At 55.2% G+C, this 23156-nt stretch carries 20 protein-coding genes and 1 tRNA gene; 16 read left to right on the plus strand and 5 right to left on the minus strand.

What is annotated here, in order from left to right; all coding sequences use genetic code 11:
* Positions 1-2 precede the first annotated feature (2 nt).
* Together IB237_RS22375 and IB237_RS22380 are read right to left on the minus strand one after the other, a co-directional pair.
* Positions 3-1208 carry a cytochrome-c peroxidase gene (locus IB237_RS22375; protein ID WP_192490950.1) on the minus strand — a complete coding sequence of 402 codons (1206 nt, stop codon included), beginning with the start codon at positions 1206-1208 and terminating at the stop codon, positions 3-5.
* Complete coding sequence (locus tag IB237_RS22380; RefSeq protein WP_192490951.1) at positions 1208-3865, minus strand: TonB-dependent receptor plug domain-containing protein; 2658 nt, start codon at positions 3863-3865, stop codon at positions 1208-1210. Before IB237_RS22380 ends, IB237_RS22375 begins: the two co-directional genes overlap by 1 nt.
* A gap of 477 nt (positions 3866-4342) precedes the next feature.
* Here IB237_RS22380 and IB237_RS22385 point away from each other — a divergent pair, with 477 nt between their 5' ends.
* The 4 genes from IB237_RS22385 to IB237_RS22400 all read left to right on the plus strand — a co-directional run bounded on the left by IB237_RS22385 (position 4343) and on the right by IB237_RS22400 (position 7251).
* Positions 4343-5758 carry a cytochrome ubiquinol oxidase subunit I gene (locus IB237_RS22385; protein WP_371815384.1) on the plus strand — a complete coding sequence of 472 codons (1416 nt, stop codon included), beginning with the start codon at positions 4343-4345 and terminating at the stop codon, positions 5756-5758.
* Entirely contained in the window at positions 5748-6752 is a 1005-nt protein-coding gene (cydB, locus tag IB237_RS22390; protein WP_192490952.1) for a cytochrome d ubiquinol oxidase subunit II, read from the plus strand. Before IB237_RS22385 ends, cydB begins: the two co-directional genes overlap by 11 nt.
* Positions 6752-6877, plus strand: coding sequence for a DUF2474 family protein (locus tag IB237_RS22395; RefSeq protein WP_192490953.1), 126 nt, complete (start codon positions 6752-6754; stop codon positions 6875-6877). The genes cydB and IB237_RS22395 overlap by 1 nt, the downstream gene beginning before the upstream one ends.
* A gap of 95 nt (positions 6878-6972) precedes the next feature.
* Positions 6973-7251 carry a hypothetical protein gene (locus IB237_RS22400; RefSeq protein ID WP_246788214.1) on the plus strand — a complete coding sequence of 93 codons (279 nt, stop codon included), beginning with the start codon at positions 6973-6975 and terminating at the stop codon, positions 7249-7251.
* Positions 7252-7306: 55 nt separating this feature from the next.
* Here IB237_RS22400 and IB237_RS22405 read toward each other — a convergent pair whose 3' ends face one another.
* Positions 7307-7639, minus strand: a complete 333-nt coding sequence (locus IB237_RS22405; RefSeq protein WP_192490954.1) for a hypothetical protein — start codon at positions 7637-7639, stop codon at positions 7307-7309.
* Between the two features lie 464 nt (positions 7640-8103).
* A tRNA-Lys gene (locus IB237_RS22410) sits at positions 8104-8179 on the minus strand.
* Positions 8180-8357: 178 nt separating this feature from the next.
* Between IB237_RS22410 and IB237_RS22415 the strand changes: the two genes are divergently transcribed.
* Together IB237_RS22415 and IB237_RS22420 are read left to right on the plus strand one after the other, a co-directional pair.
* Complete coding sequence (locus IB237_RS22415; protein ID WP_192490955.1) at positions 8358-9104, plus strand: cytochrome c biogenesis CcdA family protein; 747 nt, start codon at positions 8358-8360, stop codon at positions 9102-9104.
* 44 nt (positions 9105-9148) lie between these two features.
* A complete protein-coding gene (locus IB237_RS22420) occupies positions 9149-10093 on the plus strand; it encodes an AEC family transporter (RefSeq protein ID WP_192490956.1) in 945 nt (314 codons plus the stop codon).
* A gap of 183 nt (positions 10094-10276) precedes the next feature.
* On the opposite strand, the gene IB237_RS22425 is transcribed toward IB237_RS22420, so the two are convergent.
* Positions 10277-11479: a UbiH/UbiF family hydroxylase gene (locus tag IB237_RS22425; protein ID WP_192490957.1), complete on the minus strand. Its 1203-nt coding sequence runs from the start codon at positions 11477-11479 to the stop codon at positions 10277-10279.
* Positions 11480-11683: 204 nt separating this feature from the next.
* Between IB237_RS22425 and pcsA the strand changes: the two genes are divergently transcribed.
* The 10 genes from pcsA (at position 11684) to IB237_RS22475 (ending at position 23026) form a co-directional block, all read left to right on the plus strand.
* Positions 11684-12409, plus strand: a complete 726-nt coding sequence (pcsA, locus tag IB237_RS22430; RefSeq protein WP_192490958.1) for a phosphatidylcholine synthase — start codon at positions 11684-11686, stop codon at positions 12407-12409.
* A gap of 166 nt (positions 12410-12575) precedes the next feature.
* Positions 12576-14150, plus strand: a complete 1575-nt coding sequence (locus IB237_RS22435) for an ABC transporter ATP-binding protein (RefSeq protein ID WP_192490959.1) — start codon at positions 12576-12578, stop codon at positions 14148-14150.
* Positions 14140-15228 carry an ABC transporter permease gene (locus tag IB237_RS22440; RefSeq protein ID WP_192490960.1) on the plus strand — a complete coding sequence of 363 codons (1089 nt, stop codon included), beginning with the start codon at positions 14140-14142 and terminating at the stop codon, positions 15226-15228. Before IB237_RS22435 ends, IB237_RS22440 begins: the two co-directional genes overlap by 11 nt.
* Positions 15228-16148 (plus strand): ABC transporter permease, encoded by a 921-nt coding sequence (locus tag IB237_RS22445; protein WP_192490961.1) that lies wholly within the window; start codon positions 15228-15230, stop codon positions 16146-16148. Before IB237_RS22440 ends, IB237_RS22445 begins: the two co-directional genes overlap by 1 nt.
* A 106-nt stretch (positions 16149-16254) precedes the next feature.
* Positions 16255-17328 carry a BMP family ABC transporter substrate-binding protein gene (locus tag IB237_RS22450; RefSeq protein WP_192490962.1) on the plus strand — a complete coding sequence of 358 codons (1074 nt, stop codon included), beginning with the start codon at positions 16255-16257 and terminating at the stop codon, positions 17326-17328.
* A gap of 325 nt (positions 17329-17653) precedes the next feature.
* The gene (locus tag IB237_RS22455; RefSeq protein WP_192490963.1) at positions 17654-18376 is read left to right on the plus strand and encodes a FadR/GntR family transcriptional regulator; all 723 of its coding nucleotides are present in this window, start codon (positions 17654-17656) and stop codon (positions 18374-18376) included.
* A gap of 165 nt (positions 18377-18541) precedes the next feature.
* Positions 18542-19903, plus strand: coding sequence for a bifunctional UDP-N-acetylglucosamine diphosphorylase/glucosamine-1-phosphate N-acetyltransferase GlmU (gene glmU, locus IB237_RS22460; RefSeq protein WP_192490964.1), 1362 nt, complete (start codon positions 18542-18544; stop codon positions 19901-19903).
* Between the two features lie 102 nt (positions 19904-20005).
* Positions 20006-21832: a glutamine--fructose-6-phosphate transaminase (isomerizing) gene (glmS, locus tag IB237_RS22465; RefSeq protein ID WP_192490965.1), complete on the plus strand. Its 1827-nt coding sequence runs from the start codon at positions 20006-20008 to the stop codon at positions 21830-21832.
* A complete protein-coding gene (locus tag IB237_RS22470) occupies positions 21829-22335 on the plus strand; it encodes a GNAT family N-acetyltransferase (protein WP_192490966.1) in 507 nt (168 codons plus the stop codon). The genes glmS and IB237_RS22470 overlap by 4 nt, the downstream gene beginning before the upstream one ends.
* Positions 22336-22372: 37 nt before the next feature.
* Positions 22373-23026, plus strand: a complete 654-nt coding sequence (locus IB237_RS22475) for a DUF502 domain-containing protein (RefSeq protein WP_192490967.1) — start codon at positions 22373-22375, stop codon at positions 23024-23026.
* The last annotated feature ends 130 nt before the right edge of the window (positions 23027-23156 follow it).

A 23156-nucleotide genomic window follows, 5' to 3' on the forward strand; every position in this document is an offset into this window, starting at 1 on the left:
GTTCAGATCGCCTCAAGAAATGCAATCAGCGCTTCGCGTTCTCTTACCGTCAGTGAAAACGGCCTGAGGAAAGGTGATGTCATGCCGGCATAGGGCATGAAGGGATTGGCGCCTTCCCGCTCGTTGCGTGGCCGCGTTCTGCCGCCACCCACTTCATAAAAACGCACGACGCGCCGCAAATCCCTGATGATGCCGTTGTGCATGTACGGGGCTGTTTGCGAAACGTGGCGAATGCTGGGGGTTCTGAACCGGCCGACATCCAGCAACTGGTTGGTAATGGCATATCGGCCAACGTCTTCACGCGGACGGCCCAGCAACGAAAGCCCAAGATTGTGAAACTTGTTGTCGGTCAGCAGCGGACCGTTGTGACAGTTGGCGCAACCACCCTTGGTGCGGAACAGATGCATGCCCCAGATCTGCTCATTATTGAAGGCGCGGTACTGACCCGACAGGAAACGGTCGAGCCGTGTCGGTTCCTCAAGCGTGCGCTGGAAGGTGGCGATGGCATCGGTCAGTTCTGCGGCGGTTGGCATTGAGACGTTGTAGACCGCCTGAAAAGCCTCCTGATAATCCGGCCGGGCGGCAATCCGCTCAACGGCAGAGGCAATGTCGTGGTTTGCCATTTCGCGCTGGTCTGTCATCGGGATCAGCGCCTGTTCCTCCAGCGTCTCTGCGCGCCCATCCCAGAACAGAGGTGAGCGCAAACCGACATTGAACAAAGGCGGGGCGTTGCGTTTTCCCCTGGCGCGGTCATGGCCGAAGGAGCTTTGTAAGCCGTCACCCCAGCCAAGCTCCCTGTTATGACAGTTCTGGCAGGAAATCTGGCCAGAGCGCGAAAGCTGAGGATCGCGGAACAGCTTGAAGCCAAGCTGCGCCTTGGCCAGTTGCTGGCCCTGCGGGCGCGGCGGTATTGGCAGCGGTGCCAGCTCTTCTGCTTTGATACCTGAGAACAGCGACAGCGGCGGGAAGTTTTCCGCCGGTTGTCGGTAGGCTTGTGCGAGGAATGAAAGGTCATGTTCGGTTGGATCTGCTGGGAACTCGACCAGCAGATTTTGCCGGCGCTGTTCAATGGCCCGTTCTTGCAGCGCCGCCAACCGTTCTTCATTCGCCAGCCTGCGTCCCTTGGCAACCTCGTAGCACGAGATTGCCAGGATAACGGATGCAGCAACGGCACAAAAGACATAGAGCAGTCTGAGATGCGTCGACATCAGAAGGTTGCCTTCGCGCCGAGCCATACCATGCGGCCGGGAACCCATGGTTGGGCGGGTTTGGCGTTACGGTTTCCAACGTCGTTGAAAGCGTTTTGCACTCTCATCTCAAGATCCAGCGAGCCATATTTGGATTCGAATGCACGGTATTTTGCATTGAGATCAACCGTCACAGCTGTTCTGAAACGATAGTCTTCCCGGATTTCATGCACCATGCCCAAACCCTCTGAGCCAGCTGGTAGATGGCATGCTGCAGTAAGACTTACCGAGGGTGTGCATGTCGTATCCGTTTTGCGAACACCGTCATATGGTAAAATCACATTGCCGGTAACGCCGAACTTGAATTTGTCATCAAACCAGGAGGTGACGAGGTCCAGAGATCCCTTGATGGGGATATCCATGTTACCTTGCACCATCTCGAAATCTCCGAGACCATAGGATTGGTCGTTGTACCAAATGCGCGTATCGCTTGGGTCATCGAAGTAACCATTGGACGTGGACTTACGCTTTGACCACGTTAGGCTTCCGAACAGGCCTACTGTCTCCAGATTGGCATTTTGTAGTCCCCATGTCTTTCCGTATTCGATCGTCGCCGATTGAAACGCAGATTTTCCTTCATTGGTCAGCGTCATAACACTGCTGGTGGAATCCACCGACTTGAGGTACTGATCCTTGCCGTGTCGGTTCAAGTAGCGAATGCGTAATTCACCATCGAACCATGGGTCGTTCCAATCTATCCCTGCCGTAAATTCATCAACGTAAGGTGTGACAAGATCATCGCCTAAGAAACTATAGTAACGTTGTGTGCCTGTACCGACCCAGTCTGACACCACGCCGCTTGCATTGTGAGAACGACTGTATGCGCGTGCGAAGGGCTGGTTGTTCCGGATGGCATAGTAGACGGCATTGGCGTTGTAATAACGATTGAACCCGCCAATGATGGAGAAGTCTTCAGTCGGTGAAATAGTCGCCGTCAGACGCGGAGCGAAGTTCAGATTACCGAAAAAGTCTTCATAGCTGGCATGCACGCCAGCTCTGATGTTGAACCAGTCCCATGTCTGATCCACTTCGGCATATGCATCAAGCGAATTGATTGATGTCTTGTTGTGATAGGCAGGCGTCACGGTTTTGATACGTGTATATTGTTCGTATGAGCACGAGGCATCGCCGGCTGGGCATGTAAAAGAGGAAACTAGTGGCGTATTCAGCAGCGTATAGTTCGACGAATTCAGCGTATATTGATCTGCCTGTCGATATGCGTCTGTTTTTCGGTAATCGAAGCCGGTAGAGAACGTACCTGCTAGAAAATCACCGTCGATATCTGCCTTGAAGCCTTTTTCTTCCTGTCCCTGCGCCTTGTTGCCGTAACCGCCTTCACGGCAGAGTTGGGATGTTCCGGTCAAACCGGATGCCAGTGGTACCTGGCACCAGGATAATATGCTTGGATCTGTCGAATAGAACCATGTAGCTGGGTTGGTATTAGACACAGCCGATCTCGCCCAAACAGTGCGATACAATGTTTCATTTGCCCCACCGTCATTAACGGTTCGGGATTTGTTGAAATAGGCTCTCGCGTCTATCTTCACGTCCTTCACGCCGAAAGGCTCAAAGACGATTGCATCAAGATCATTTTCCCATTGCAACTGACTGGTTAAACCTTTGCTTTGTGACATGATTTGCGTGTCACGATAGAAATACCCATCCCACTCCTGTTCGTAATCCGTATAGGAGCCTTCCAGTGTGAACACACCAAAGTCTGTGTCATGCCGACTGGAAAGGCGGTAGAAATTGTTCTCTGAGAACTCTTCCGCTTCAAGACCATAGTACCTGTAATCTTTGACCTTATTGGTGTCCGCACCAGAACGGCTGTACTGACCGATCACCGCCCAATTGTCTGTTATAGGCACATTGACAGTGGCGGATGTTTTATAACGATAAAACTCCGGTGGGGGGGTGTTCTGCGGATTTAGGCCGTCTTCTGTTCCCAAAACGTAGCTTGTCGTGCTGTCGCTTTCAAAACCGTAGCTGACCGACCCGGTAACCTTATCAGTCTTTGGTTTTGCCAGTGTATATTCAACCACGCCGCCCTGAAACTGGCCGTAACGAGCGGAGACGTTGCTGTCCATCACACTCACATTGTCCAGGAATTCTGCTGGTACAAACACCGTTTGGGAATGAAGGCCAAAAACCTCGTTGATGTTGGGAGTATTCTCGTAACTTCCAAGCGTACCGCCAAATGGATCCTGCGATCCCGTGACATTGTTGATGCCGATGCCATTGAGGATGAAGTTGTTTTCATAGACCTTACCGCCGGAGATTGACATCTCTTGGGGACGCAGGTTGATCATGTCCTGACCATCGACACCGGCATCATTGTCAGAATCGTTTTGATACTGAACGTTCGGCAGATTGCGCAGGATCGAGTTTGCATCGCCGAGACCGCTTGCCTTGTTGGTGATAAGTTCACCCTCAAGAATTGTCGTGCCGATATCCGATTTGCCTTTGCCACCCAAGCGCAGCCAGTTGGGGAGCTTGACAATGATGTTATCGAGAATCGTCGCGTTGGCTGGTGCGGTGGTTGTGTCCTGCGCCATGACAGGCGAAATGGAGACGATACCACCGATGGTAACAAGCAGGCACACGGAAGCCTTCGCCACGTGTCGTGACGTTTTCAAGTTCGGATACATGTTTGAAAAACCTCCAGAAAATTCTGCGTTATGGCGCGTTGGAGGTGGGATAATAAAATGTGACTGTATGAGTCAAGATTTCGCCGTAATAAATATGATATTTTGACACAACTTTGTCATGATGCGTTGCGCAAGCAACAGCGGGCGAAGTGAAGTGACACCTTTTAGTTGTTTGTGATCGGTTTTTATTTTCTAAGGTTGTGCGGCTGGGCTTTAAGGTTGCGCTGAGTCTTGACCGTGGCAACTTAATCGCACGGCACCGGAAATGAATGCCATCGCGTTCTGGCGGGTGCCTTCATACGTTTAATATCTTTTAAGCTGTACTTTCCGGCGCATAGCGTCACAATGCCACGCGCGCCAGATTACCGCGCGGTAATTGATCACAGCGCGTTCGGTTATTGTTTCAAATAGACCAGAGATCCATTTCACTCATTGATGGAGATCAAAGTGTTTGAAGGTTTCAGCGCCGAGATTCTGGCACGAATACAGTTTGCCTTTACTGTGTCGTTCCACTTTCTGTTTCCGGCGTTTTCCATTGGCACGGCGAGTTATCTTGCTGTTCTCAATGCGTTGTGGCTGTGGAAGCGCGATCCCGTTTATCTCAAGCTGTTCGAATACTGGAAACCGATCTTTGCCATTACCTTCGGCATGGGCGTGGTGTCCGGCATCGTCATGAGCTACCAGTTCGGCACCAATTGGGCGGTGTTTTCCGACAAGGCTGGTCCGGTCATTGGCCCATTGATGGGATATGAGGTGCTGACCGCCTTTTTCCTGGAGGCGGGTTTTCTGGGCATTGCGCTGTTCGGGCGCAAACGTGTCGGTGATCGTCTGCACATGTTCGCCGTCGCCATGGTGGCCGTGGGCACCTTGATTTCCGCCACCTGGATCCTGTCTGCCAATAGCTGGATGCATACGCCGCAGGGCCACATCATTGGCGAAAACGGCCAATTTCTGCCGCAGGACTGGTGGAAGATCATTTTCAACCCATCCTTCCCGTACCGACTGACACATACGGTGCTTGCCGCGTTCCTGACGACGGCTTTCGGCGTTGGCGCAGTGGGGGCGTTCCATCTGTTGCGAGACCGCACGAATAAACAGGCGCGGGTGATGTTTTCCATGGCCATGTGGATGGCGGCACTGGTAACGCCGGTGCAGATTTTCGTTGGTGACCTGCATGGCATCAACACACTGGAGCATCAGCCGGCAAAGATTGCCGCCATGGAAGGCCATTATGAAAGCCATAAGGGCGCGCCGCTCATTCTGTTCGGCATTCCCGATGATAAGGCCGAAGCCACCCGATATGCAGTCGAAATTCCAAAGCTCGGCTCGTTGATCCTCACCCATGATCTCAATGGCGAAATCAAGGGCCTGAAAGAGTGGGCTCCCGAGGACCGGCCACCGGCGCTTATTCCCTTCATGGCCTTCCGGGTGATGGTTGGGCTTGGCATGTTGATGCTGGGTGTTGGCCTTTGGTCGCTATGGGCCAGGTGGCGAGGCTGTCTTTACGAAAGCCGGTTGTTGCACCGTGCCGCCATCTGCATGGGGCCATCGGGTTTCATTGCCGTGCTGGCAGGCTGGTTTACCACCGAAGTCGGCCGTCAGCCCTATACGGTTTACGGGCTGTTGCGCACATCTGAGAGCCTGTCGCCGGTCGATGCGCCCGCTGTCGGTGCGTCGCTGATGGCCTTTATCGTGGTCTATTTCATCGTGTTCGGGGCAGGGGTCTTTTACCTGCTGCGGCTGATGTACCGCACGCCGGTACTGGATGAAGACCATGAGCTGGACCACGCCCCATCACGAGCAACGGGAATTACCCCGGCCATTGCTCATGAACTTAATGCGGGAGGCCGCCATGATGTTTGATCTTGCGTTTATCTGGGCGGCGCTGATCGCCTTTGCCGTTCTCGCTTATGTCATTCTCGATGGGTTTGACCTCGGCATCGGTATTCTATTTCCGATGTTTCCCAACCGGCATGACCGAGACGTAATGACCAATTCCATTGCGCCTGTTTGGGACGGTAACGAAACCTGGCTGGTGTTGGGTGGCGGTGGCCTGATGGCGGTGTTTCCGCTGGCCTATGCCACTGTGTTGCCGGCCCTCTATATGCCGATCATTCTGATGCTGCTCGGGCTGATCTTTCGCGGTGTGGCGTTTGAATTTCGTTGGCGCACCAAACGCGGCAGCATCTGGTGGGATGGCGGTTTCTTTGTCGGCTCTACTGTTGCGGCCTTCATGCAGGGCGTGGCGCTTGGCGCGCTTGTGCAGGGTATCAAGGTTGTGGACCGCGCCTATGCCGGTGGCTGGTGGGACTGGCTGACACCATTCAGCGTCGTTACCGGTCTGGCGGTTGTCGTGGGTTATGCATTGTTGGGCGCCACGTGGCTCAACCTGAAAACCACGGGTGATTTGCAGGCCCGGTGCCGCAAACTCTCCATGGTCGCGGGTGTCGGTACGCTGCTTTTGATCGGCACTGTCAGCCTGTGGACACCGTTTATCGACCGGGTCTATTTCGATCGCTGGTTCGGTTGGCCAACGGCGTTTTTCTCGGCATTGGTGCCATTGCTGGTTGCCATCTGCGCATTGGCGCTGTGGCATGGCCTGACGCACGATAAACACCTGCAACCGTTTCTGGCGGCACTGGGACTGTTTGTCCTCAGTTTTGTCGGCATCGGCATCAGCTTTTACCCCTATATCGTGCCAGGCTCGCTGACGATCTGGGAAGCGGCGGCACCTGAAAGTTCGCTTGCCTTCCTGCTGGTTGGCGCGCTGGTGCTCATTCCCACGATTCTTGCCTATACCGGTTATGCTTATTGGGTATTTCGCGGCAAGATCGATCCGGAAGAGGGCTATCACTAATGGCTGACCCAGCACCTCAAGAAAGATTACCCAAGCGCCTGCTTTGGTTTGCCGCGATATGGCTGGCCAGCGTGCTGGCGCTGACGGTGGTGGCCTACGGCATCCGGTTGATGATCATGCCATAGGTATCAGATGGCGGGTGGGGCGGTACGCTCCATCCGCCATTTCTCGGAACCAAACACCTCCATTTGCTTTTACTGATATAGCAAGGGAGGAAGACATGTTTTCTAAACACGCAATTTCCACCGACCGAATAAGTACTGATACGTGGCTGAAGATCATGTGCGGATTGATGGTCAATGCGATGCTTTTTGGTGTCGGTATTGTCACCACGCTGTCTGTTCCGGCATTGGCGGAACACGCCAAATACCTGATCCCCGCCGTCGTCGTTGCCAGTTTCGCGTTGACACCTTTTCTGGTCGGCTTCTTCGCTCGCCGCATGCGCATCCGCAATTGGGGTGTCAAAGGCTGGCAGAAGGGCGACCTGATTTCTGGATAGAAGCCGGTCGCCAGCTGCGCCATTTCTGCGGAACGGTAACCCTTCGGCGGTCAGCTTATCTCGTGGTCTGGGTAGTCTTCGTTGTCTTGGCCGCCGCGGCGGCGGCTGCCTTCGCTTCGTTCGATTTGATGTAATCAAACTTGACTGGCTGGCGGTATGTCTGATTGGCTCTGGGGTTCGGTACCTTGTGATAAAATGCCAGCAGCGCCAGATGAAGCGCCATACTATCTTTCTTACGATCCCCGGTGACACTGCTGAGTTGCGTCGACGAAATATTACCCCGCGCATCCGTCTTGATCGTCACATAAACGGTATCGGAATGGACGGTCGTGCAGGCCTGAAGCAAAAGCGCCAATGCACCAACAACGACTGGAAAACGGAATTTCATCTCAAATGCCCCTGAAAATACCCAAGCGTTTGTCATCGAATCAAATCGTGATTTTCAGGTTTAGTAGTTTGTGGATTTGCAATCAGCAAGCGAATACGACAACCCTAGAGTTGTTTGATATTTTGCCTCGCTTTGTTGCTATTCGGGGCTTTGTTGAAGCGAGCCGTTAGCCGTCGTTTACATCTATAATTTTGAAGCGCAAGGACGGCGTCTGCTCCGTACATGATCCATTTCCAATCGCCGAATGGGAATCACCGATGCAAATGCGAATCGTCGAGCAGAATCATAGCAGCGCTTTGCGGGTGATTCGTTTGCCATGATTGCGCTTTAGTGGAACGTCTCAGATCGCGATGGTGACCCAAGGCGGGTAGGGCCTGTAAAGCCGAAAAGGCTTATTGCGCGGTATGTGGGGATTGTTGTGTTTTATAGACTTGATTTGATATCAACCACTTCGTTGAGAGAAGTGGTGAGAGCACAGGGATTCGAACCCTGGACCTACTGATTAAAAGTCAGTTGCTCTACCGGCTGAGCTATGCTCTCCCTTGCAGTTCGTCTGCCCTGCGGAAGTGGGCGGAACATATTTACGGCCTCGGTTCGGGTCAACCCTCAAAAACAACTTTATTTCACTATTCCGCGTTTTTTTGTCTCACCCCCTAAAAGGTGATTGGCGAAGCAGTGGTGCAAAGATTAAAACTCCTTGAAAAATACGGAGTTACACGTGTCCATCGCCGAAATTTCCCTGTTCAGTGCATTGTTTGCCGGTGCTCTGTCTTTTCTCTCGCCCTGTGTATTGCCGCTGGTTCCGCCGTACCTGTGTTACATGGCGGGCGTGTCGGTTGAGCAGTTCAAGTCGGAGAATGTTCAGGCAGAGCCGCGTGTCAAATGGGCGGTGCTGCTATCGGCGCTTTTCTTCACGCTTGGTTTTTCCACCGTGTTTATCGGCCTTGGTGCAGCAGCCTCCAGCATTGGAATGTTGCTGCGCCAGAACCTCGATATTCTGGCAAAGATCGGCGGCCTGATCATCATCATCATGGGCCTGAACTTCCTCGGCGTATTCCGCATCGGTATTCTGTCGCGTGAGGCGCGTTTTCAGGGCGGCGGCAAACCGGCGACGCTGTCCGGCGCCTATGTCATGGGCCTTGCCTTTGCTTTTGGCTGGACACCCTGCATTGGCCCGGTTCTTGGCGCGATCCTCGGTGTTGCTTCCATGCGTGATACGGTGGGTGATGGTGCCATTCTGCTGGCGATCTATTCGCTGGGTCTTGCCGTACCGTTCTGGATTGCCGCAAGCTTCTCCGGCTCTTTCATGCGCTTCATGGTGCGTTTCCGCCGCCATCTGGGCCTGATCGAGAAGATCATGGGTGTATTCCTGATCCTGACTGGTATTGCTTTCATGACCGGCTTTATCACCAACATGGCAATCTGGTTCCAGGAAACCTTCCCAATCCTGATGCAAATAGGCTAAGCGTCGCCCCGTCGATCCATCTCCCAATCGACGGGTAGGGTATTATGTCTGACATTATCAGTCTGTTGCTGCCGTTTTTCGGCATGATTCTCATTGGCTATGTCGCCGCGAAGTTGATCCGCCAACCGGCAGAAGCCATGGGCTGGCTAAACGTGTTCATCATTTACGCGGCCCTGCCAGCGCTATTCTTCAAGCTGATTTCCAAAACACCGATGGAGCAGTTGGCGCGGATGGATTTTGTCGGCACCAGCCTGCTCGCCACCTATTCTATTTTTGCGCTGCTGTTCGTCATTGGTGTGTTCATTCGCAAAAATAGCATTGCCGAGACCACCATCCAAAGTTTTGCCGGCAGTTACGGCAATATCGGTTACATGGGGCCGGGGCTTTCGCTGCTGGTGTTTGGCGAGACGGCGGCCGTGCCGGTGGCGCTGATCGTCTGTCTGGAAAATGCCACGCATTTTATTGTGGCACCGGCGATGATGGCGATTGCTGGAGGAGACAAACGTTCACCGTTGAAGCTGGCTGCTGACATCCTGAAAAAGGTGCTGACCCATCCGTTCATTCTGGCTGTCATTGCCGGGTTTCTGGCCGCCGGAACCTCATGGGAGCCACCTTTGGCCTTCCAGCGATTGATCGATTATCTGGCGCAGACGGCCGCACCCTGTGCGCTGTTTGCCATGGGTGTTACACTGGCGCTTTGGCCGATCAAACGTCTGTCGGTGGAAATGGCTTATATCGTGCCGGCAAAACTTATTCTGCACCCGCTGGTGGCCTATCTGTTCCTGACCTCGTTCGGCACATTCGACCCGATCTGGATCTATTCCGCCGTGCTGCTTGCAGCCTTGCCGACGGCGACCAATGTTTTCGTCATCGGCCAGCAATATCAGGTGTGGCAGGAGAGGGCGTCCGCCTCGATCCTGATCAGCACAGTGCTGTCGGTCGTGACGCTGACGGCGGTACTTTATATCGTGCGGCAGCTTGCGGGTTGAGCCTCGCGCTGCTTTTCATCCCGTCGTCGATCTCTGGCTTTTCCCGAGAACCTATCCATGTTGAATATTTGGCACCGGCTTAGATCCTCGCCACAAGGGCGAGGATGACGGCAGAGTGGGTGTTGGATGCCTGTGACATCAAGGTCAAGCCCGAGGAGAGGAATGAGGGAGGTTAGGGTAACCTCAGCGCCTCAATCCGGCCCACAGCAATGACGGAATGGCTTTTAACCCACGGCCGGGTTCAATACCTTCGCGCATGATGGTGCTGCGCAGTGGCGACAGGCCAGACAGCAGGTGCAGACCGGCGGCGCGCAACATCTGCACCGGCAGGAAAGACGACAGTAGCGAGCGGTTGAGCAGGTCAACGCTCCAGGTGCGGCTCATCACATCCACCTTGCGGCGGCGCTCAAAGGCGTTACCGGCATCGCCGGCAATCGGCTTGTCGGTAGAGGCGCCGAGAAGATCGGTCAAGGTCATGATATCGCGCAGGCTGAGGTTCAGGCCCTGCGCACCAATTGGCGGGAAGGCATGGCCGGCTTCGCCAACCAGTGCCACGCGCCCTTTGCCAAAACGGTCGGCCGTCATGCTGGACAGTGGCCAGCTCTGCACGCCGTCTTCCACCGTAACCTTGCCGAGCATGGATTGCATGCGCTGTTCGACACGGGCGCTCAATTCTTCTGTCGACAGTGCCAGCATCTCGGCTGCCTGTTCCGGTTTGACCACCCAGACGAGGCTGGAGCGGTTTCCTGGCAACGGCACCTGCGTGAACGGGCCGGTTGGGGTGTGAAACTCGGTAGAGACATTGCCGTGCGGCAGGGTGTGGGCGAAGTTCATGACCAGCGCGGTCTGCGGGTAACCCCAGCTGCGCACGCCGATGCCTGCGGCATCACGCACCTTGGATTTGCGGCCATCGGCGCCAATCACAAACGCGGAAGTCACGGTTTCACCGTTGTCCAGCGAGATTTCCACCTGTTCCGGTGTCAACTCTATTGTGTCGGCAACAGCTTCAATGACGGTGATGTTGGGTTCAATCGCAATGGCCTGTTCCAGCGCGTCATTGAGCGGCTTGTTGGGAATGTTCCAGCCAAAGGCCGGCAGGTTGATTTCGGAGGAGCGGAACTGCACGGTTGGTGCGCGCAGCAACCGGTCCGTGCCATCGATAATCTGCATGATGGACAGGGCGGCCGAGGACGGTTCGATATTTTTCCACAGGCCCAAACGATCCAGAAAACGGATGGACTGGTCCATCAGCGCGGTGGTGCGCTGATCGTTGCGGGCGGTGTTTGGCGCAATGAGTGCGACGTGGCGGCCAGAACGCGCCAGCGCAATGGCTGCGATTTGTCCGGCAAGGCCAGCGCCAACAACTGAAATATCGTAATCCGTCATGGTCATTATCCGTTTATCTGCGCGTCAAGCATAAAGACATTGCCGTTTGAAATCCACTGCAACCGCTGTTTGTCTTATGCTTCTGTTCCTGTAACATGCTGTAAGATGCCTTAGGATAATACATTTTCGACGGTTGCATTGCGTGTTGAATGGTCGCATACCGGACGTGGACTGAAGATTGAAAAACGAGGCGCACCCGCAGTGATGAAAATATTCAAATACAAGCGCGTGCCCTATGCGGAAATCCGGGCCTTTTCAGTTCATATACTCACAGCTTCCGGTTCTTTTCTGGCCTTTCTGGGCGTGGTTGCTGCCGCCGAACATCGTTTTGTCGATATGTTCTGGTGGCTGGGTCTTGCGCTGGCGGTGGATGGAATTGACGGGCCGATTGCCCGCAAGGTGCGGGTGAAAGAGGTTCTGCCCAACTGGTCGGGCGACACGCTGGACAATATTATCGACTATGTCACCTACGTGCTGTTGCCAGCATTTGCGCTGTACCAGAGCGGCATGATCGGTGAACCCTGGTCGTTTGTTGCTGCGGGCATGATCGTGGTGTCCAGTGCCATTTATTATGCCGACATGGGCATGAAGACCGATGAATATTTCTTCTCCGGTTTTCCCGTGGTGTGGAACATGGTGGTGTTCACGCTGTTCGTCATCGATGCCAGTGCGGTTGCGGCCATGGCCGTTGTCACCGTGTCCGTTGTCTTGACCTTCCTGCCGATCAATTTTCTGCACCCGGTGCGCGTTAAGCGTCTGCGCGGCCTCAATATGGCAATTTTTATGCTGTGGTGCGCGCTTGGCGGTTATGCGCTGCTTCTGCACTTCGATACACCGGTCTGGGTCAGCACCGGCGTTGTCGTTTCCGGCATCTACCTCTACTGCATCGGTGGAATATTGCAGCTTTTCCCGTCGCTTGGCACCAAATAAGGCGGCCTGCCGCTGCACATTAGGCTTAATAATGAAATTCTGTTGTGCATGGCAGCAAAGTCTTTATCAATAAGTCAAAAAACATATTGAGTAAGTGCTGAAACGTCGTAGAAAAGCATAGAGTTTGTTTTGTCAAAGCCTCGTAGAAGGCAGGCGAAAGAGGGGAATGGTGACGCAATCGACCGCGCAGCAGAATGCGCCACTCTTAGCTGTTTCTCAGCTTTCCAAATATTTCGGCAATTTCGCAGCATGCAACGAAATTGACCTGACTGTTCAGCGCGGCGAAATTCATGCCCTTCTGGGTGAAAATGGCGCGGGAAAATCCACGCTCGTCAAAATGCTGTTCGGGGTGCTGGAACCGACAAGCGGCGACATTCTCTGGCACGGGAAACCGGTTCGCATCAGCTCGCCCGGTGTGGCGCGCAAAACCGGCATCGGCATGGTATTCCAGCATTTTTCGCTGTTTGAAGCGCTGACCGTTGCGGAAAACATTGCGCTATCTCTCGATCCTGGCATCTCGATCAAGGAAATTGCCCGCAAGGCGGAAGAGCTTTCCAACGCTTACGGCCTGCCGCTCGACCCCAATGCCCATGTTGCCGACCTTTCGGTGGGTGAGCGCCAGCGCATCGAAATTGTCCGCGCATTGCTGCAAAACCCTGAACTGATCATTCTCGACGAGCCAACCTCGGTTTTAACGCCGCAGGAAGCCGACCGGCTGTTTGAAACCCTTGCGAAACTGAAGGCCGAAGGCCGTTCCGTTCTTTATATCAGCCACCGCCTGGAAGAAGTGCAGCGCATCTGTGATCGCGCCACGGTGCTGCGGCACGGCAAGGTCACCGGCAGCTGCGATCCAAGGCAGGAAACACCGGCCTCGCTTGCCCGCATGATGGTGGGCAATGACGTGGCGGGCATTGAGCGTGACGCTTATTGCACGCTGGGCGACAACCAGCTGGAAGTCACTGCACTTTCGGTACCGGCCCGCACACCTTTTGCCGTATCGCTCAAATCCGTCACCATGAAGGTCCGCGCCGGCGAGATTTTGGCCATTGCCGGTATTGCTGGCAACGGGCAGGGCGAGCTGTTCGATGCGCTCTCGGGTGAATATCCCGTTGCAAATGATCAGGCGATCCTTATCAGGGGCAAGGCGGTTGGCCGCACCGGCATTAATGGGCGGCGCCTTTTGGGGGCTGGTTTCGTGCCGGAAGAACGCCACGGCCATGCGGCGGTCACTGCACTCAGCCTGTCTGAAAACCTGCTGCTGGCCCGCCATCGTTCCGACGCCAAGAGTTTCCTCGGTGGTGGCCTGTTCAACGTCATCCGTTATTCGGCCATCAAACAGGCAACCAAGCGTATCTGTGACACCATGGATGTGCGTAAAAGTGCGGAAGACCCGGCAGCCGGTTCGCTGTCTGGCGGCAACTTGCAGAAATTCATCGTGGGACGTGAACTGGACCGCCAGCCATCGCTGCTGGTGGTGAACCAGCCGACCTGGGGTGTGGATGCAGGTGCAGCCAGCCGTATTCGTCAGGCGCTGGTCGATCTCGCCAAAAGCGGTTCTGCGCTTGTTGTCATCAGCCAGGATCTCGACGAAATCTTTGAAGTGGCAACCAACATCGCGGTCATTTCCGATGGTCGTCTGTCGGATGCCTATGCACGGGAAGACATGACGCGTGAGAAGATCGGATTGCTGATGGGTGGTCTGCAGGAAAGCAAACCGGAGGCTGTCGCCCATGCGCATTGAGCTTGAAAGGCGCAGCGGCGTTTCCGCATTTTTCGCGATTTTTTCGCCCTTGCTGGCGCTGGTGCTGACACTGGTTTTCGGCGCCATCATGTTTGCGATGCTGGGCAAGGACCCGTTCAATGCGCTCTACAGCTTTTTTGTAGAGCCGCTGCTTGAAGTGTGGTCGCTGCATGAACTGGTTATCAAGGCCGGGCCGCTGATCCTGATCGCCGTTGGACTATCGATCTGTTATCGCTCCAATAACTGGAATATCGGTGCGGAAGGTCAGTTCACCATCGGCGCGATCGCCGGCTCCATTATACCGGTGCTCTATCCTGAATGGCATTCGCCGCTGGTGCTGCCGCTAATGATGATCATGGGTTTTATTGGTGGCGCGCTTTACGCCTCCATTCCGGCCCTGCTGAAGACCCGCTTCAACACCAATGAAATCCTGACCAGCCTGATGCTGGTCTATATTGCCCAGCTGTTTCTGGACTGGCTGGTGCGCGGTATCTGGCGCGATCCGAAGGGCTATAACTTCCCGCAGACACAGCCGTTTTCAAGTGATGCCGTTCTGCCGGAAATGCTGTCATCCGGCCGTGCGCATTGGGGTTTCGTCTTCGCAATCGTGGCCGCCGTCGCGCTGTGGTTCATGATGCGCTACATGCTGAAAGGCTTCCAGATTGGCGTGCTTGGCCAGTCGGCACGGGCAGGCCGCTTTGCAGGTTTCTCGACGTCCGGCACAGTGTGGTTCTCGCTGCTTCTGTCTGGCGCACTGGCGGGTCTTGCCGGTATTTCGGAAGTGTCGGGTTCGATTGGTCATTTGCAGCCGGCCATTTCGCCCGGTTACGGTTTTACCGCTATCATCGTTGCCTTCCTTGGGCGCCTCAACCCGCTTGGCATTATTGCTTCGGGTCTGGTCCTGGCGCTGACCTATCTCGGTGGTGAAGCAGCACAGCTTTCTATCGGTGTTTCCGACAAGGTTACCCGCGTTTTCCAGGGGCTGATGCTGTTTTTCGTGTTGTCCTGCGACACACTCATTCTCTACAGGATCCGCATCAGATTTAATCGGGCTGTATCCAGTGAGGGAGCCGTCTAATGGATATGGCACAGGCTATACTTCTCACGGTCATTACCGCGGCAACACCGCTGGTGATTGCCTCCCTGGGTGAACTGGTTGCGGAACGTTCGGGTGTGCTGAACCTTGGCGTGGAAGGCATGATGATCATGGGTGCGGTCTGCGCCTTTGCTGCCGCCCACATGTCCGGCTCTCCCTATCTTGGCATTATCGCCGGTATTGCCGGCGGCACGGTGTTTTCACTGTTGTTCGGTTTCCTGACGCTGACTTTAGTCACCAATCAGGTGGCAACGGGTCTCGCATTGACCATTCTCGGCCTTGGCCTTTCCGGCATGCTGGGTGAAAGTTTCGTCGGCCTGCCGGGCGTTAAATTGCAGCCGATCGTCTTTCCGCTCCTGTCGGACATTCCATTCATCGGGCCTCTGCTGTTTCGCCAGGACCTGATCTTCTACATGTCGATTGCGCTGGTGGTCGGTATCAGCTGGTTCCTGTTCAAAAGCCGTACGGGCCTCAAGCTGCGGGCGATTGGCGACAGCCACGCCTCGGCGCATGCGCTTGGTATCAATGTTATTGCCACCCGCTATCTGGCCATCATGTTTGGTGGTGCCTGTGCGGGTCTGGCTGGTGCGCAGCTGTCGCTGGTCTACACACCGCAATGGGTGGAAAACATGTCGGCCGGTCGCGGCTGGATTGCACTGGCGCTGGTGGTGTTTGCCTCATGGCGACCATGGCGGGTGCTGGCCGGTGGCTACCTGTTTGGCGCCGTCACCATTGGCCAGCTGCATGCGCAGGCCTTTGGCCTTGGCATTCCGTCACAGCTGCTTTCGGCCATGCCTTATGCGGCAACAATCATCGTGCTGGTTCTCATTTCCTATAATCGCCGCACGACGCTCATCAATACTCCGGCATCGCTTGGCAAGCCATTCGTGCCGGACCGGTAACAGCATTCGAAGCTTAAAACGCCTTGTCTTGGATGAAAAACAATGTCTTGGATGAAGAGACAATGCGTTTTGGAATAACTGCAATCAAACCACAGCAGGGGTAAAAATGAAGAAGTTCATTCTCGCACTCACCGCAACGGCAGCCGTTCTCGGCGGCCTGTCTTCGGCCGCTCGCGCCGAAGATCCAAAGAAGATCTGCTTCGTCTACGTCGGTTCCCGCACCGATGGCGGCTGGACACAGGCGCACGACATTGGTCGTCTCGAACTGCAAAAGCATTTTGGCGACAAGATTGAAACGCCTTTCCTTGAAAGCGTTCCGGAAGGTCCAGATGCCGAGCGTGCAATCGAGCGCATGGCCCGTTCTGGCTGCGAAATGATCTTCACCACCTCGTTCGGCTTCATGGACGCCACCGTCAAGGTTGCCGAGAAGTTCCCGAAGGTGAAGTTCGAACACGCGACCGGCTTCAAGACGGCTGAAAACCTGGCGACCTACAACTCGCGCTTCTACGAAGGCCGTTACATTCAGGGCCAGATCGCTGCGAAAATGTCGCAGAAGGGTGTTGCAGGTTACATCGCTTCCTTCCCGATCCCGGAAGTTGTGATGGGCATTGACGCCTTCGTTCTTGGCGCACAGTCCGTGAACCCAGAATTCAAGGTCAAGGTTGTTTGGGCCAACACCTGGTTCGACCCAGGCAAGGAAGCCGACGCTGCCAAGGCTCTTATCGACCAGGGCGTTGATATCCTGACACAGCACACCGACACGACTGCTCCAATGCAGGTTGCGACCGAGCGTGGCATCAAGGCATTCGGCCAGGCTTCCGACATGATCAAGGCTGGCCCTGAGACCCAGCTGACCGCGATCGTCGACACCTGGGGTGCTTATTACATCAAGCGCACGCAGGACCTGCTCGACGGCAAGTGGAAGTCGGAATCGGTTTGGGACGGCCTGAAAGACGGCATCCTGACCATGGCGCCTTACACAAACATGCCTGACGACGTGAAGAAGATGGCGGAAGAAACCGAAGCCAAGATCAAGTCCGGCGAACTGCATCCGTTCACCGGCCCGATCAAGAAGCAGGACGGTTCCGAGTGGCTGAAGGACGGCGAAAAGGCTGAAGACGGCGTACTTCTCGGCCTGAACTTCTACGTTGCTGGCGTTGACGACAAGCTGCCGCAATAATCTGCCGCAGTCGTGACTAAGAAAAGCCGCGCGTGATTACCCCGCGCGGCTTTTTGGCGGAAAGAGCCGCCGTTTGAGTTTTGGACTGCGGGTGCGGCCAAGTTGCCGATTGCAACCGGCTGGTGATTTTTGTTAGTTTTGCATCTTATTTGTTGAAATGGCGTTTTCTTGGCGTTGCTGATTACCAGTGTTACGACACGACTTTGGTTTGATAACCAACTGAATCGTTACAGATTAAGTGTCTCACACGGGCGATCCGGCAATCGAAACGTCCAATAATAATAATGGGGTCTGGTCTTTGGTTCGAGAAAATCTCGAGAATGTCATGAAGGTGGCGCGTCCGCGCACCAGCCATGCGCAGGTCGTTCACAAGTTGGGGCAAGGCATTGTTTCAGGCGAATTTTCAGCCGGTGAGATTCTGCCCGGAGATGCTGAACTTGTCGGCCGGTTCAAGGTATCCCGCACCATTTTGCGCGAGGCGATGAAAACCCTGACGGCCAAGGGCATGGTCGCGCCAAAGGCAAGAATTGGCACGCGTGTGACTTCGCGCGACAAGTGGAATATGTTCGACAGCGATGTGCTGCACTGGCACTTCGAGACCGGCATCAACACTGAATTTCTGCTGCACCTCTACGACATGCGGTTGGCATTCGAGCCGTTTGCGGCGTCACTTGCCGCAACACATGCGTCTGATGCTGATCTTATCAGACTGGAAATGCTGGCAACCACGATGGGTGATCCTTCTTATTCCAAGGAAAAGCGCGCCATTGCCGATATGGAGTTTCATATTCTGCTGGCCGAGGTATCGGGCAATCCGTTCATGCGCACGGTCGGCACGCTGATCAAGGCGTCGCTGATCGGGATTTTCCGAATGAGCAACCCGGAAACCGACAGCAATGAGATTGCCGATGTTTCCCGCACCCATTTGCAGCTGGTGGAGGCGCTGCGCGCCCATGATGCGGAGAGTGCCCGCAAGCAGATGGAAACGCTGATCGAGAATGGTCGCAACCAGATCATGTCTTTTGTGAATTCCCGCACGACCGCCTGATATTTGCGGATTATCCACGTTTTGCTGCCATTTTTAGAAGCCAAACGTGGATTTCTTAAAGTGTGCGCTGTAACTCATCACGCAAACGTATAAATACGCGAACTGAATGGTACTTGGATAAATGCCTGCCGGACGGCGTGCCCGTCGCTGCAGCATGGAGGTTTTATGGAACGTAGTTGTCTTTCTGTTATTCTGGCTGCGGGCGAAAGCACGCGCATGAAATCCTCCATGTCGAAGGTTCTGCATCCCGTTGCTGGCCGGCCGATGATTGCCCATGTCATGCAGGCGATTGCAGGTGCTGGCGTCAGTACCGCAGCACTCGTGGTTGGCCGCGATGCCGAAAACGTCAGCAAGGCTGCCGAACGGCCGGATGTCGAGGTTGAATCCTACCTCCAGAAAGAGCGCCTTGGCACGGGCAACGCCGTGCTGGCAGCAAGGGCGGCAATCGAGCGTGGATATGATGACGTTCTGATTGCTTACGGCGATGTACCGCTGTTGACGTCTGAGACGCTGAATGCGGCGCGGGCAGAGCTGGCGCAGGATGTTGATGTTGTGGTCATCGGTTTCCACACTGCCAACCCGACCGGTTATGGTCGTCTGCTGGTGGAAAATGGTGAGCTGGTTGCTATACGTGAGGAAAAGGACGCCACGGACGAGGAGCGCAAGGTTACCTGGTGCAACAGCGGCCTGATGGCGATCAAGGGTGCCAAGGCACTGGACCTTTTGAACCGCATTGGCAACAACAATGCCAAGGGCGAATATTACCTGACCGACATCGTGGAAATTGCCCGCTCGCTGGGCGGCAAGACCGTTGCCATCGATGCGCCGGAAACTGAACTGACCGGCTGCAACAACCGCGCGGAGCTGGCCTATGTCGAGCGTCTGTGGCAGGAGCGTCGCCGCAATGAGCTGATGATTTCGGGCGTGTCGATGATTGCGCCGGAAACCGTGTTCCTGTCTTGGGACACTGCGATTGGCCAGGACGCGCTGATTGAGCCGAATGTGGTGATTGGACCCGGCGTGACCATTGAAAGCGGCGCGGTTATTCACGCCTTTTCGCATCTGGAAGGTGCCTATGTCAGCGCCGGTGCCACGGTTGGTCCATATGCGCGGCTTCGCCCCGGTGCCAATCTGGCCGCAGATGCCAAGGTCGGCAATTTCTGTGAGGTCAAGAAGGCCGAGATCGGCGCTGGCGCCAAGGTCAACCATCTGACTTACATTGGCGACGCCTTTGTCGGCGCTGGCAGCAATATTGGTGCCGGTACAATCACCTGCAACTATGACGGCATCAACAAACACATCACCAGAATCGGCGAGGGTGCCTTTATCGGCTCCAACTCGTCGCTGGTCGCACCGGTCAGCGTTGGCGATGGTGCCTATGTGGCTTCCGGCAGCGTGATCACCGCAGATGTGCCTGCCGATGCGCTGGCGTTGGGCCGTGCGCGCCAGGAGATAAAGGAAGGTCGCGCAACGGTAATTCGTGAGCGGGCAAAGGCACTTAAGGCTGAAAAGAGTAAGAAAGGCTGACCTTCGTTACCGGCCGAAACCGAAAGTGACCGGCGACGGAATTGCGGATTTCCGCGAAATGATTAGGACTGGCGGCCATAGAAGTGCCGTATGGAGAATTGCATGTGCGGAATTGTCGGAATTGTCGGAACACAGCCGGTATCGGAGCGTCTTGTTGATGCGCTGAAACGCCTTGAATATCGTGGTTATGATTCTGCCGGTGTCGCAACCATTGATAATGGCGTGATGGCCCGTCGCCGCGCTGAGGGCAAACTTTTCAACCTTGAAAAAAGGCTAGCCGACGAGCCTCTGCCGGGCAAGACAGGCATTGCCCACACCCGCTGGGCAACCCACGGCGTGCCGAACGAAACCAATGCCCACCCGCATTTCATTGATGGCGTGGCGGTTGTTCACAACGGCATTATTGAAAACTTCTCCGAACTGCGTGATGAGCTTTCCGCCGAAGGTGCTGTGTTTACCACCCAGACCGATACGGAAGTTGTGGCGCAGCTGCTGGCCAAGTTTACCCGCGAAGGCCTCGGCCACCGCGAAGCCATGCTGGCTATGCTGAACCGCGTGACCGGCGCTTACGCGCTGGTGGTAATGTTCCAGGATGATCCCGACACGCTGCTGGCTGCGCGTTTTGGACCGCCGCTTGCGGTTGGTTACGGCAAGGGCGAAATGTTCCTCGGCTCTGACGCCATTGCGCTGTCGCCGTTCACCAATGAAATCAGCTACCTGGTGGATGGTGACTGTGCGGTCGTCACCCATGCTGGTGCCGAGATTACCGATTTTACCGGCAAGCCTGTCACCCGCGCCCGCCAGATTTCGCAGGCAACCGCCTATGTCGTCGACAAGGGCAACCACCGCCACTTCATGGAAAAGGAAATCTACGAACAGCCGGAAGTGATTTCGCATGCGCTGAGCCACTATGTGGACTTTGCCGCCGGCGCCATCAAGCCGATCGATCCGGCGATTGATTTTTCCAAGGTGTCCGGTCTGGCCATTTCCGCATGCGGCACGGCGTATTTGTCCGGTCTGGTTGGCAAATACTGGTTTGAGCGTTATGCGCGCCTGCCGGTGGAAATCGACGTGGCCTCCGAGTTCCGTTACCGCGAAATGCCATTGTTGCCGACACAGGCGGCGCTGTTCATTTCGCAGTCCGGTGAAACGGCCGATACGCTGGCCTCGCTACGTTATTGCAAGGATGCCGGTCTGAAGATTGGCGCCGTGGTCAACGTCAAGGAATCGACCATTGCGCGCGAATCCGACGCGATCTTCCCGATCCTGGCCGGTCCGGAAATCGGCGTTGCCTCGACCAAGGCGTTTACCTGCCAGCTGGCGGTGCTGGCTTCGCTTGCCGTTGCGGCGGGCAAGGCACGCGGCACCATTACGCCGGAGCAGGAAAAGGAAATCGTCAAACATCTCATCGAGATGCCACGCGTGATGAGCTCCATTCTCAACAGCATCCAGCCACAGATCGAAGCGCTGTCGCGTGACCTTTCACGGTTCAAGGATGTGCTTTATCTCGGCCGTGGCACCAGCTTCCCGCTGGCGCTGGAAGGTGCGTTGAAGCTGAAGGAAATTTCCTACATTCACGCCGAAGGTTATGCCGCTGGCGAGCTGAAACATGGCCCGATTGCGCTGATCGACGAGAACATGCCTGTCATCGTCATTGCACCGTTTGACCGGTTCTTTGAAAAGACCGTTTCCAACATGCAGGAAGTAGCCGCCCGCGGCGGCAAGATCATTTTCATCACCGATGAAAAGGGTGCTGCAGCCTCCAAGTTGCCGACCATGGCAACGATCATCCTGCCGAATGTTGATGAAATCACTACGCCGATGGTGTTCTCGCTGCCAATCCAGCTGCTCGCCTACCACACCGCCGTATTCATGGGCACGGATGTGGACCAGCCGCGTAACCTGGCAAAATCGGTCACCGTGGAATGATCATCCGTCCCGAAAAGCCTGCCGATGCTGAGGCAATCTCCGCAGTAACGCAAGCGGCGTTTCGGGACATGGAACATAGCGATCAGACCGAGCATCTCATTATCGAGCGGTTAAGGGCGGACGACGCCCTGACCATTTCTCTTGTGGCGGAAGACAGCGAAGGCATTGTTGGCCACATTGCCTTTTCGCATGTCACCATTGAGGATGCAGAGGGCACATGGTTCGGGCTCGGGCCACTGTCTGTCACGCCGGAACGGCAGGGGCAGGGCATTGGCAGCCGTTTGGTAAAGGCGGGGCTGGATATGCTGGAGCGGATGCAGGCCGCAGGTTGCGTCGTGGCCGGTGATCCCGACTATTACGGTCGCTTCGGCTTTACAAATTCAGCGTCGCTGAACACCAAGGGCATACCTAACGAATATTTCATGTTCTTCAGCTTGCGTGGCAGCAAGCCATCCGGCATTGTGCATTATCATCCGGGTTTTTACGGCGATGCTGGCACATAGTTGCAGGCGCAGATTGCCGCCACAAAATGAATGAGTAATGGCCGATAACCCCCTCAGAATTTCGCTTGCCTCACGTATCAGGAACAACTTCCTGACGGGCGTCATCATACTTGCGCCTGTTGCGATAACCATCTGGATTGTTTGGTCTTTCCTGCAGTGGGCAGATAGCTGGGTCAAACCCTATATTCCCGCACGTTACGACCCGGAGCAATATTTCGATATCGCCATTCCCGGCTTTGGCCTACTGATTGCGATGGTCGGCATTACCATTATTGGCTTTCTCGGCAACAACCTGATTGGCAAATGGGTTGTCGGTTTCAGCGAATCTCTCGTCAATCGCATGCCGTTGGTCCGCCCGGTCTATAAAAGTCTGAAACAGATTTTCGAATCCGTGCTGAAGGAGCATTCCAGCTCGTTCAAGAAGGTCGGCATGATCGAGTTTCCATCATCCGGCACCTGGGCGCTGGTATTCGTGTCGTCCGATGCCAAGGGTGAACTTGCCTATCGTTTTAACGAAATGGGTCAGGAAATGGTCGCGGTGTTTTTGCCACCAACCCCGGTACCGACAGCCGGTTTCCTGCTGTTCGTGCCCAAGGACAAGATCATCATGTTGGACATGACCCCGGAAGACGGCGCCAAGCTGCTGATATCTGGTGGTCTGGTTGCGCCTGACTTCAAACTGCCGAGGTGATGGTGGCTGCGCTTGACTACGGAAACCACGCGCTGATCTGACCCCTCACTTGCGATTTCTAACACTTATGGCTTAGCGCGCTTCAAGATGTTGAAATCGCTTTCTCTTCCACAAGGGGAGAGATGGGCGG

The organism is Agrobacterium sp. AGB01 (assembly GCF_014851585.1).
Classification (GTDB): Bacteria; Pseudomonadota; Alphaproteobacteria; order Rhizobiales; family Rhizobiaceae; genus Agrobacterium.